Source organism: Psychromicrobium xiongbiense, assembly GCF_030271165.1.
Lineage (GTDB): Bacteria > Actinomycetota > Actinomycetes > Actinomycetales > Micrococcaceae > Renibacterium > Renibacterium xiongbiense.
This window is the reverse complement of record NZ_JASSZH010000020.1, coordinates 48,189-60,124: the sequence shown is the minus strand read 5'-3', so window position 1 is coordinate 60,124 and position 11,936 is coordinate 48,189. Positions and strand designations below refer to the sequence as shown.

Annotated in this window: 10 protein-coding genes; all 10 read right to left on the bottom strand. The window is 64.2% G+C overall.

Annotated elements, in window-relative coordinates; translation table 11 throughout:
• Positions 1–22 precede the first annotated feature (22 nt).
• A complete protein-coding gene (locus QQM37_RS07625; RefSeq protein ID WP_285726189.1) occupies positions 23–502 on the bottom strand; it encodes a LacI family DNA-binding transcriptional regulator in 480 nt (159 codons plus the stop codon).
• Between the two features lie 199 nt (positions 503–701).
• On the bottom strand, positions 702–1,883 hold the full coding sequence (locus QQM37_RS07620; protein WP_420030138.1) for a Gfo/Idh/MocA family protein: 1,182 nt from the start codon (positions 1,881–1,883) through the stop codon (positions 702–704).
• A gap of 55 nt (positions 1,884–1,938) precedes the next feature.
• Complete coding sequence (locus tag QQM37_RS07615) at positions 1,939–3,684, bottom strand: DUF4091 domain-containing protein (RefSeq protein ID WP_285726185.1); 1,746 nt, start codon at positions 3,682–3,684, stop codon at positions 1,939–1,941.
• 40 nt (positions 3,685–3,724) lie between these two features.
• Positions 3,725–4,573: a carbohydrate ABC transporter permease gene (locus tag QQM37_RS07610; protein ID WP_285726183.1), complete on the bottom strand. Its 849-nt coding sequence runs from the start codon at positions 4,571–4,573 to the stop codon at positions 3,725–3,727.
• Complete coding sequence (locus QQM37_RS07605; protein ID WP_285726181.1) at positions 4,566–5,522, bottom strand: carbohydrate ABC transporter permease; 957 nt, start codon at positions 5,520–5,522, stop codon at positions 4,566–4,568. The genes QQM37_RS07610 and QQM37_RS07605 overlap by 8 nt, the downstream gene beginning before the upstream one ends.
• Entirely contained in the window at positions 5,519–6,835 is a 1,317-nt protein-coding gene (locus tag QQM37_RS07600) for an ABC transporter substrate-binding protein (RefSeq protein WP_285726179.1), read from the bottom strand. Before QQM37_RS07600 ends, QQM37_RS07605 begins: the two co-directional genes overlap by 4 nt.
• Positions 6,836–7,038: 203 nt before the next feature.
• Complete coding sequence (locus tag QQM37_RS07595) at positions 7,039–8,037, bottom strand: LacI family DNA-binding transcriptional regulator (RefSeq protein WP_285726177.1); 999 nt, start codon at positions 8,035–8,037, stop codon at positions 7,039–7,041.
• Positions 8,037–8,891, bottom strand: coding sequence for a hypothetical protein (locus QQM37_RS07590; RefSeq protein ID WP_285726175.1), 855 nt, complete (start codon positions 8,889–8,891; stop codon positions 8,037–8,039). Before QQM37_RS07590 ends, QQM37_RS07595 begins: the two co-directional genes overlap by 1 nt.
• A 7-nt stretch (positions 8,892–8,898) precedes the next feature.
• Positions 8,899–10,407, bottom strand: coding sequence for an Asp-tRNA(Asn)/Glu-tRNA(Gln) amidotransferase subunit GatB (gatB, locus tag QQM37_RS07585; protein WP_285726173.1), 1,509 nt, complete (start codon positions 10,405–10,407; stop codon positions 8,899–8,901).
• Positions 10,407–11,933 carry an Asp-tRNA(Asn)/Glu-tRNA(Gln) amidotransferase subunit GatA gene (gatA, locus tag QQM37_RS07580; protein ID WP_285726171.1) on the bottom strand — a complete coding sequence of 509 codons (1,527 nt, stop codon included), beginning with the start codon at positions 11,931–11,933 and terminating at the stop codon, positions 10,407–10,409. The genes gatB and gatA overlap by 1 nt, the downstream gene beginning before the upstream one ends.
• Positions 11,934–11,936: the final 3 nt, after the last annotated feature.

Sequence of the window (11,936 nt, the reverse complement as noted above, 5' to 3'; positions counted from 1 at the left end):
ATGCCATGTGGCCGCCGTCAGGTCAACTGTGCAGGTTCCCCAGCCTCGCCACCAGACGGTCCACCGCTCGCTGGGCAGCCTCCGTCAGCTCCTCCGGCGACAGTCCCCCGACGTCGAGCGTTTCAGCCCGTTCGTCCGATTCCGCAGGGTTCCGGGTGCCCAACACAATCCTGCCGTCCACGGCGGGTGGCGGCGCCAGGTCCGCGCTGAGGCTCGAGGGTCTGGTCAGCAGCAGGTGGTAGCCATGGCTCTCGCAGGACTCAAAGATACTGGCCACGAGGCCTTCAGGCAGCGGCCCCGGTACCGCCAGTTCAATCAGTGAGGTTCGCCCGGCCCGCAGTGCCTGACCAGCCAGGCTGGGCCGGTACCCCATCTCGGCCGCCGTTTCGAGAATTCTGGCCCGGGTCGCCGCCCCCACTTCGGAGTTGCCGGTCATGGCACGGGAGGCAGTGGACAGAGCGACACCCGCAGCGCGAGCGACGTCGCTCAGAGAGACCCTCATTCATACTCCTGTCCGCTGGAGGCAGCCGTGCGCCGCTAGCCATGATTCTCCCGGAGCGGAGGAGTTTCGTCATCTCGGCAGCAGGGCTTCGGGCGCGGACGTGGGCAGCAGGTCCCGCTTCATCCCCTCCTGACCCGGGATCTGTCAGCAGGTCCCGGTTCAGACACCACCGAACCGGGACCTGCTGACAGGCATTGGTTCAGGCGCGGACCTGGCCGCCGTCGAAGTATGCCACCATCTCGGCGGGCAGCGCCGGGACCCTGCGGGCGCCGCCATCACTCCGCAGGGACTCAGCTGCCAGTACGCCAGCCGCCACCGCCTGCCGGGCCGCGATCGGCGAGGTGTCGGTCAGACCGCCATCGCGCGCAAATCGCAGGAACTCAGCGATCAGCAGAGGATCCGCACCACCGTGACTCCCCTCGTCATCTTCACCACCCTTGATCTCCACTTCCAGATCCGGGGTGGCATAGCCGTGCGTGGTCCGGGTGTTCCAGACCTTGATCCACTCCCCCGGGCCATCGCCATAGTTCTCGATGCGGCCGCGGGTCCCGATCACGGTGTAGTTGCGCCAGTAATCCGGCGTGAAATGGCACTGCTCGTAAGAGGCCAGCACGCCATTGTCCAGCACCATGTTCATCATGGAGATATCCTCGACGTCGATCACCTCGGCCAGATCCGTCTGCTCGGTGGGCGGCCAGTTGTCCGCAGAGAACCAGTCCCCCATCCTGCGGTCGGAGTTATCCCGGCGACTCTCCACCTCGCCATAGACCGAGAGCGAACCGATCGCAGACACCCGCTCCGTGTACCCGCCGGCCAGCCAGTGGATCACATCGACATCATGCGCACCCTTCTGCAGCAGGAGCGTATTGACGTTCTTCTGCTGGGCATGCCAGTCCTTGAAGTAGTAATCGCCGCCATTGCCCACGAAGTGGCGGCACCAGACAGCTTTGACCTCGCCGATGGTCCCCTGTGCAATGAGCTCGCGCATCTGCCGGACCACCGGCATATGGCGCATATTGTGCCCCACGTAGAGCCGGGTGCCGGTCTCGTAGGCAGCCCGCAGCACGGAATCGGCCGCCTCCAGTGTGACGTCGAGGGGCTTCTCACAGAAGGTCGCAATGCCTGCCCGGAGCGTCTGAACCGCGACGGCGGCATGCTGGTTGTCCGGAGTGAGCACCAGGACAGCGTCAATGCCGCTGGTCAGCAGGACGGAGAGGTCGTCGGTGATGGTGGCCTCCGGCAGCGCCCTGGCGGCATCGGCCCGGCCTCGCTCACTCGTATCGCAGACGATGGTGACTTCCGAACCCTCACCGGGCCGGTGCGCATGCCTCCACAGTCCCGCGCGCAGGCCAAAGCCGACAATACCGATTTTCAGATCCACTGTTCTCAATTCCTTTATTCCTCCGGTGTTGATCTCTGGTGCAGTGTGCCGACCGTCAGATCCTGCTCAACTGGCTGATCCGCTGATTGATCTGCTCCCGGACCCGGCGGTAGTACCCGGGTTCGTAGCTGAAGTTATCCATGGCGAGCGGCCCGCCCGCACCGTTGGAATCGAGCAGACTCACCACGGACTCCCGGTCGGACAGCCCGGCCAGCAGTTCAAAAGCCCGGTGATCGGCCATGGCCTGCGCGAATACCCGATGCCGGATCGATTCCCAGGGCTCACCCTCCGCTCCCGGGTACACCACAAAGGAGTCACCACCTGGAAAACCGCCACCGGCGCAGGTGTCCTCGAAGGGATTCAGTGCACTCACCGAGTACTGCGTGTTGTAGAAGTTGAACCCCCAGTGCAGAAAGCCGGTGAAGCCGAGGGCAAAGAGCTGATGCCCGATGACGCGATTGCGCACCGAGGGCATGGCGATGAAGCGGTTGGCCACCTTGTGGTCCTGTGAGACGCAGTAGTACGTCCAGAGGTCCTGGACCCCGGCCGCCAGGAAGGGGCCGACGGCATCGCTGGCCACCACGGGATGCGGCACCACGCCGGAGGAGTAGAACTCGAAATCGCTGAGCGCATCGACTACCCGGCAGCCGTCCAGAAGGTCGGACACGGCGTCCTTGGCACGACGGTAGCTCGCCAGCGCCTCCTGGCCGTGGGGCTCGTCCGAGATGTGGAAAATCACCTTCTCCAGTGACCAGTGTTCCTCCAGAACCGCGCGCAACGCCGGGATCAGTTGCTCGGTCAGGGCACGGTATTCCGGCGAATCCGCAGCGACGTCCCAGCCGAACCGGCGTTCCAGGACGCCATCAGACTCCACATAGATGGCCGGCGTCCAGGCCGCACCCCACTGAGTGAAGAGGTGGGCCACCTCGAGATATTCGATGCCGTGCCGCCTGCACAGCTCCATCCAGCGGATCAGTGCGGAAAAGTCGAAGTGGTACACCCCGGCGTCGTCGGTGCTGATGCCGATCAGCTGGGTGGGCAGTCGATAGCCGTCCACCTGGGTGTCCAGCGGCGGCGTCCAGGTGGGAGTCAGGATCGAGTTGACGCCCATCCGCGCGGCGGAGGCCACAAACCGGTCGATGATCGCCCAGTGTTCCTCACCGAAAACCGGCACCTGGTAGTACTGGGCCAGGCCGTCGCAATGCAGCCAGTGGGTGTTCACGATGCCCAGCGGCGGCGCCGCCACTGGCAACACCGAGATCTGCACCTGATCACGGAACAGGACGGTTCCGGTGCTGTCGGCAACCGTGACCGTCAGTTCGTAGTCGCCTGCCCGCTCGATGCCTCCGGCAGTGGGCACCGTCAGATCCACCCAGAGGGCAGTCCACTGGCCGTACAACGGACGGACCTGTCCGCTGACGGCATCGGGCTCCGTCTCACTGCTCTCGACACCCTGCGCCAGCGGCTTCAGCAGATCGGGGTACAGGCCGGGGGTCACCCGGTCATAACCCTCGGTGCGCTCAGGGAACGCCGGGAGCAATACCGGCACCAGCTCAGCCTGGAAAAGGCTCAGACAGTCCGGCCGGGCACCGCTCACCGTGACGGTGAGCGGGCCGGCCAGGCGGAAATCATGCCGTTGCGGAGGCCTCAGCGCGATCTGGAACGAAGCGGTCTCCCCCAGCAGCACGCTGTGCGGGATCGATCGGTCCAGCGGACGGGGATCCTGGTCCGGATACACCTTCTCCAGAGAGTCGGTCAGAACAACATCCCATCCATGCCCAGTCTGGGCCTCCTGCGTCACCGGTAGATTCCCTTCGTTGTCAGTGTCAGTACTGCGTGCGTTATTTCAGTCCCGATCGCCCGATGCCGGCCATCACACGCTTTTGCATCGCGATGAACAGAATCAGAATCGGTGCCATCGCCATGAGCGAGGCAGCCATCAGGATCGGATAGTTATTGGCGTGCTCACCCTGCAGATTGGCCAGGCCCACGCTCAGCGGGGCACTGTTCTGCGTCGAGGCGACGACCAGGGGCCAGAGCAGATCATTCCAGGACCACAGAATCGTGATGATCACCAGAGCCCACAGGCCGTTGGCGGCCAGCGGCATCATGACCTTGGTGAAGATCTGGAAGGGATTGGCCCCATCCAGCCTGGCCGCATCCTCCAGCTCATCCGGCAGACCCATGAAGAACTGGCGCATCAGGAACACTCCGAAGGCGCTGAACAGACCGGGCGCCACGATGCCGGGAATGGAGTTGAGCCAGCCCAGACTCTGAATGATCTGGAACTGCGGGATCAGGAAGAGCTGCGAGGGCACCATCAGAATCGAGAGGATGACGCCCAGGATCAGCCCGCGACCGCGGAACCTCATCCGGGCGAAGGCGTAACCGGCCAGTGAGCACAGAATGACCTGCCCGACCACCCGGATCACGGTGATCAGCACCGAGACCATCAACGAGGAGCCGAAGTTCATGTTGCTGAACACATCGGCAAAGTTGTGCCATTGGATCTCGGTCGGCCACAGCGTGGGCGGAGTGCTCTGCACCTCCGCATTGGTGGAGATGGACATGATCACCTGGTAGAGCAAGGGGGCGATCATGAGCAGCCCTCCGATGCTCAGCACCACGTGGGCCACCGTGTTGTTGCCCCGCTTGACCCGGCGTCCGGCCCGTACCGTCAGATCAGACATAGTTGACCCACCTCCTCTGCACCCGGAACTGAATGGCAGTCAGGGCGCCGATAATCACCAGCACCAGGATGCCGACGGCTGCGGCATACCCCTTGTTGTTCGTGATGAAGGCCTGGTTGTAGAAGATGTAGACCAGACTCTGCGTCTGCGGCATGGCAAGATTCGCCTTGCCCATCATGACGTAGAGCAGGTCGAAGAGCTGGAAGCCGCTGATGACGGTCACCACCGAGACGAAGAAGATGCTCGGTGTGAGCAGAGGCACCGTGATGTTGAAGAACTGGCGCAGCTTCGAGGCACCGTCCACTTCAGCAGCCTCGTAGATCTCCCGGGGGATTTCCCGCAGCCCCGCGCTGATGATGATCAGGTTGAAGCCCAGAGACATCCACAGACCCACGATGGCGACCGCAACCAGAGCGAAGCCTGGCGTCGAGGTCCAGTAGGGCCCTTTGATGCCGAAGAGGCTCAGGAACCAGTTGATCGGGCCAAAGTCACCATTGAAGATCAAACGCCAGACCAGGCCGACGGCTGCAGGCATCGTGACATACGGAATGAAGTAGAGGGTCCGGTAGAAGCCTGCAAAGCGCAGTCCGGGCCGTTCGATCAGGGCCGAGAGGATCACCGCGATGGGAATGCCCAGCAACACAATGAGCGTGTAGATCAGCGTGTTGAGGATCGACTGCGGGATCGTGCTGTCAGAAAAGAGCGTGATGTAGTTCTCGAGCCCGATGAATTTAGCCCCGCCGAAAACGCCCCATTTGGTGAAGCTGTAGTAAAAGGTCTGCACGATCGGCCAGAGGTAGAACAGGGCGATGCCGGCCACCGTAGGCAGAATGAAAAGCCATGGCCAGAAGCCGTCCCCCCGGGCAAGGAACCGCCGGCGCGGGGCCGGGCTGTTGCCCGTTCCCGCGCCGCCGGTCCCGGCATCCGTGGTGCGGAGCGCCCCGCTCATGACTCTTGCGACAGCGCCGCGTTCATCTTGGTGGCCAGGTCCTTGGCGACATCGGCCACCGGCTTGGTACCGGCGAAGGCCTGCGGCAGCAGGTCATTCTCCAGGTTGTTCCAGGCGGAGGTGTTCTTGGAGATCGGGTAGGGCGATGCCGTCTGGGCAGCGTCCAGGAAGACCTTCAGGCCGGCGTTCGGAACGGCGTCGACCCAGGCCTGCTGGGTGCCGTTGAAGGCTGGGATGACGGTACCGGTCTGTGCCTGGATCGTCGCGGCATCCTTGGAGCCGAGGAAGGCAACGAAGGCACGGGCGGCGTCCGGGTTCTTGGCGTTGGCGGGAATCACGTTGGCCAGGCCGTGGATCACGCACTGGTTGCTCTTGGGGCCCTTGGGCAGAGCGACGACACCAAGGTCATCACCGATGGCGGCGTGGGCAGGATTGACCGTCCAGGAGCCGTCGATCGTCATCGCGAGCTTCTTGGAGGTGAACATATCCGAGGTCGAAGTATCGGTCAGCTGCTGCATATTCGGGGAGACACCGGAGGTGATCAGGTCACGCCAGAACTGCAGGCCGGTGACCGACCCGGGGTCGTCGTAGCCACTCTTCTTGCCGTCCGGGGAAATGATAAAGCCGCCCGCGGCCAGCATGGTGTTGTAGTAGCTGGTCTGGCCACCGGTCAGGTCACCGGCAAAGCCATAGATGCCCTTACCCGCATAGAACTTGGAAAGCTTATCGCCCGAGGTCTTGACGTCGTCCCAGGTCCAGGAAGACGTCGGCTCGGCCACGCCAGCAGCCTTGAGCAGCGACTTGTTGTACATCAGGGCGATGGTGTCGAAGTCCTTGGGAACACCGTAGAACTTCCCATCCACGGTATAGAGATCAACCAGCGCCTTGGGGTAGTTGCTGGTATCCACGGCCTTGGCCTGAGCCAGGTCGTCAAGAGGGAGAAGCTGGCTGTTCTGGGCGTACAGCTTGATGTGCGGGCCGTTCATCCAGAAGACGTCCGGCAGGGTGTTGCTGGAGGCCAGGGTCTGGATCTTGGTCCAGTAGGCCGATCCTTTGGAAGGCGTGACATCGATGTTGACCGTGATGTTCGGGTACTGGGCGTTGAACTGCTCCACAATCTTCACCATGGCCGGCTTCTGGGCAGCATCCCAGATGGCATAGGTCAGAGTCGCCTTGAGGTCCTTCGCCGGCGGAGTGTAGGTGCTTCCGCCTGAGGTGGGCGAATTGGAGCCGCTGCCGCAGGCAGCGAGAGACACGGTTGCGGCGCTGAGGGCCGCCATGGACAGGAACGAACGTCGATTGAGGTAGGTCACGGGAGAAGTCCTCCAAATGGTCTGGCCGCAGCGGGTTGCACTGGAGGCAGAGGGCACGCCAGCGCAAGCGGTGAAGTAGATCACATCACGTTAACCGATTAAATGCAAGACTGTGAGTGATCGATTTGGGTAAATATCAATCAATTTACGTCACCGAAACATGCGGTGCAGGTGACTGTGCGGATGACAGCACCGGAATGCGCTCAGGCCGAATCGCGCTTAATCAGTTCCCAGGGAAACTCCAGAACCGTAGCCGGTGCCTGGGGATCGGCGGCCCGCTCCACCAGGAATCGGGCCACCGTGTCAAAGAAATCCATCGGGCCTACCGTGGTCAGCGCCGGAGTCATCTGCTCCCCCTCGGTCGTATTACCGATACCGATCACTTCCACATCCTGCGGCACCCGCAACTGCAAGCTCTGTGCTGCCTGGATCGCTCCGATCGCCGCGTAGTCAGTGGTGGCGTAGATCGCAGTGGGCCGATCGGGCAGGCTCAGTAGTCTGATCGCCGCATTGAAGGCACTCAGCGCGTCCAGCCCGTGATCGGCCACATAGTCGGGCCTGAACGGCAAGCCCGCCTGCTGCAGACCGTCACGGTAGGCCGCAATACGCACCGCTCGTCCGGCCGAACTGTCCAAGGTCGACTGCAGCAGCCCGACCCGCTGGTTTTTGGCCAGCAGATGATTCACCGCCCGATGGCAGGCACTACCCGGCAACGAACGCACCACATCAAAGCCCTCGGGCTCCAGAACCTCGCTGAAGACCATCAGACGCTGTCTGCGGGCCGCAGAACGGAGCAACTCGCGGTCCCCTTCCCGCTCCGGGCCATCGATAAAGGTCACATCCGCATTCTGCCGCCGGAGCGCCAGCCGCCAGTCGGCATCAGCCAGGATCATGGCCGTCAGTCCCTTCTCCGCAGCCAGCGAGCCCACCGCACGGCTGAGGTCCAGAGCCCACGGGTCGGAGATCATGGTCAGCGACAGCATCAACAGATTGGTCTTGCCAGTGCGAATCGTCCGGGCCGCCTGGTTGGGTCGGTAGCCCAGGGCTTGCGCAGCGTCACGGACGCGTTCGGCGGTCGCAGCGGAAACTCCGGATGCGCGGGCGCCGCCGCGTCCGGAGAGCACGTAGGACACCGTGGCCGTGGAAACCCCCGCAGCCTGAGCTACTGACTTGATCGTCGGACGTTCGTTCCGCCCGGACATCAACGCACCGCCAGAACCAGAACCGTGGCGTCATCGGCCTTTTCGCCGATCTCCGCCTGACGCCTCCGCAAGGCTGTCTGCAGTTCCAGGGCTGCGACAGGGCTCGCCACGGCCGCCAGGAATTCCCCCGGGCCGCTGACCAGGCCTAGGTCCACAGCCCGCCAGGCGCCATCGCTGGCCAGCACGATCAGCTCCGGAACACCGCAGCTGGTCACCAGAGCATGCTCCGCCGCTTCAGCTTCACGGCGCGCCACCCAGAGGCCTACCGGTGTGTTCCGACGACGGCGAGACTGCGCCAGCTGCTCCGTTTCCAGGCTCGACGCGCCCAGGCTCAGGCCGGGATCCGCCAGCACCGAGACGATATGGTGCACCGCACCCGTAGCCGCTTCCCGCACCACCACGTGACAATCGGCCAGCGACAGTACCTCAACGCCGGTCAGCTCCCCCGTAGTCGAACGGCTGAGCTGCGCCACCGACAAGGCTGCAGAGGGGAAGCGGATGCGTTCGGGACCCACCAACTCCTCGGCCCGGTGATCGAGGATCCGCAAGGCCTGACCCACCGTGTCGCGGACGCCGGATGCAGCGCATTGGGATGCCTGCTGCCCGGAGCTCTGCTGCCCGGAGGCCACGGTGGCCAGTGCGCCGCTCAGCTCCGCGGCATACCAGCCCGGATCGCTGGAGCCCGGCAGGCCCAGTGGCGGCAGCACGGACGTCGCACCGTCGACCACCCAGGCGGCATCACCGGCCAGGCCACAGGCATCCTCCATCGGGTGGTTATCCCCTTCGGAGAGCACTCTGGCAACGATGGCCCACCCCCGGGCGTCCCGGTTCTGCAACGGCAGGCTGCGGGCCATCGGAACGCTAACCTTCGATGCCGAGTGTCTTCAGGATCAGCTCCTGGACGCGTCCGGCATCGGCCTGGCCGCGGGTCGCCTTCATCACAGCGCCGACGATGGCGCCCACCGCCTGGATCTTGCCACCGCGGATCTTCTCCGCGATCCCCGGCTGTGCGGCGAGGGCTTCATCGACCGCAGCCTGCAGGGCGCCGTCATCGGAGACCACGGCAAGGCCGCGGGCTTCCACGACTTCCGCGGGCGTTCCTTCGCCGGCCAGCACGCCATCGAGCACTTCGCGGGCCAGCTTGTCATTGATCTTGCCGTCATCGATGAGCTGCTGAAGCTCCACCACCGTCGCGGGGCTCACGCCCAGCTCTGCCGGCTCCACCTCCGCCAGCTTGGCACGACGCGCAATCTCGCCCATCCACCATTTACGGGCCACCGCGGCCGTGGCACCCGCGGCGATGGTCGCCTCGAGGTCATCCAGGATGCCGGCATTGACCACGTCACGGAATTCGAGGTCGGTGTAACCCCACTCGGCCTGCAGGCGCTTGCGGCGTTCGGCGGGCGGTTCGGGCAGCGTGGCGCGCAGTTCCTCCACCCACTCGCGGGAAGCGACCACGGGAACCAGATCCGGCTCCGGGAAGTAGCGGTAGTCGTCCGCATCGCTCTTGGGCCGGCCGGAGGTCGTCGTGCGCGTGTCCTCGTGCCAGTGGCGCGTCTCCTGCACCACCTTCTCCCCCGCGTCCAGGACGGCGGCGTGACGCTGCATTTCGAAGCGCACCGCGTGCTCGACGGCGCGCAGCGAGTTCACGTTCTTGGTCTCCGACCGCGTGCCGAACGCCTCCTGCCCGATGGGCCGCAACGAGACGTTGGCATCGCAGCGGACGTTACCGCGCTCCATGCGAGCGTCGGAGACACCGAGGTTCTTCACGATCTCGCGGACCGCGGCCACATAGGCTTTGGCCAGCTCGGGAGCACGCTTGCCCGCACCCACGATTGGCTTGGTGACGATCTCCACGAGCGGCACACCGGCACGGTTGTAGTCCACCAGCGAGTAGTCGGCACCCTGAATGCGGCCAGATGCACCGCCCATATGGGTCAGCTTGCCAGCGTCCTCCTCCATATGCGCACGCTCGATCTCGACCCGGAAGACCTCGCCGTCCTCCAGCTCGATGTCCAGGTAGCCGTCGAAGGCGATCGGCTCATCGTACTGAGAGGTCTGGAAGTTCTTCGGAGTGTCCGGGTAGAAGTAGTTCTTCCGGGCAAAGCGGCAGGTCTCCGCGATCTGGCAGTTCAGCGCCAGGCCGATCTTGATGGAGGACTCCACGGCGGCCTTATTCACCACGGGCAGCACGCCGGGCAGGCCCAGGTCCACCTCGTTGACATTGGTGTTGGGCTCGTCGCCGAACTCGTTGGGCGCGGAGGAGAACATCTTGGTCTTAGTGTTCAGCTCCACGTGCACCTCGAAGCCGAGCACGGGCTCGTACTTCTCGAAAACAGCGTCGTAGTCCACGATCTGGTCCGTTGACATTACTTTGCACCTCCCAGAAGGGTTGATCCCAGCACGGGAGCCTGAGCCAGCAGCGGCCCGCCCCACCTGGTTTCCAGCAGTGTTTCCAGTGCACCGGCCGCCCGGTACAGGCGGGCATCCTGCCGGGCCGGAGCCAGGAACTGGATGCCTACGGGCAGACCATCCTCTTCCGCCAGACCACCGGGGATGGAGATGCCGGGGATGCCAGCCATATTCGCCGGAATGGTGGCCACGTCATTGAGATACATGGCCAGCGGGTCATTGAGTTTCTCGCCCAGCCTGAACGCTGTGGTGGGCGCCGTCGGGGAGATCAGCACATCCGCCTGGGCAAAGGCGGCATCGAAGTCGCGCTGAATGAGCGTGCGTACCTTCTGGGCCGAGCCGTAGTAGGCGTCGTAGTAGCCGGCAGAGAGGGCATAGGTGCCCAGAATGATGCGGCGCTTGACCTCCGGGCCAAAGCCAGCGGCGCGGGTGGCACCCATGACGCGTTCAATCGTCATCGGCCCCTCCTCCGGCAGCACGCGCAGACCGAAGCGCACGCCATCGAATTTGGCCAGGTTGCTGGAGACCTCGGACGGAAGGATCAGGTAATACGCGCCCAGAGCGTACTGGAAGTTGGGGCAGGAGACCTCGACGATCTCGGCACCGGCATTCTTCAGCAGCTCCAGCGCCTCATTGAAGCGGTTCTCCACGCCGGCCTGGTACCCCTCGCCGTGCAGTTCCTTGATCACGCCGATGCGCATGCCCCGGACGTCACCGTTACGGGCCGCGGCCACCAGATCCGTCCAAGATTCCTGCAGAGAGGTGGAATCGTAGGGATCATGGCCGCCGATGACCTCGTGCAGCAATGCGGAGTCCAGCACCGTGCGTGAGACCGGGCCGATCTGGTCCATCGAGGAGGTCATCGCGATAGCCCCGTAGCGGGAGACGCCGCCGTAGGTGGGCTTCACCCCGACGGAACCGGTCACAGCGGCGGGCTGGCGGATGGAACCGCCGGTATCCGTGCCGAGCGCCAGCGGGGCCTCGAAAGCTGCGACGGCGGCCGCAGAGCCACCGCCGGAACCACCGGGAATGCGATCCAGATCCCAGGGATTGTGGGTGGGTCCATAGGCCGAGTGCTCCGTGGAGGAGCCCATGGCGAACTCATCCAGGTTGGTCTTGCCCAGAATCGGCATCTTTGCGGCGCGAAGCTTTTTGACGACGGTGGCGTCATAGGGGCTCATCCAGCCCTCAAGGATCTTCGACGCCGCCGTGGTCGGCTGTCCGACGGTGACGATCATGTCCTTGACCGCAATCGGCACACCGGCCAGAGCGTGCAACTCTTCTCCAGCGGCACGGGCGGCATCGACCTCTGCGGCGACAGCGAGCGCCTCCTGACCGTTGACGTGCAGGAAGGCGTGCACCTCGCCATCGACGTCGGCAATACGATCCAGGTGCGCCTGGGTGACCTCCACAGCGGAAAGGTCCTTGGCGGCCAGCCTTTCGGCGAGCTGGGCAGCGGTGGAACGAATGATCTCCTGGCTCATGGC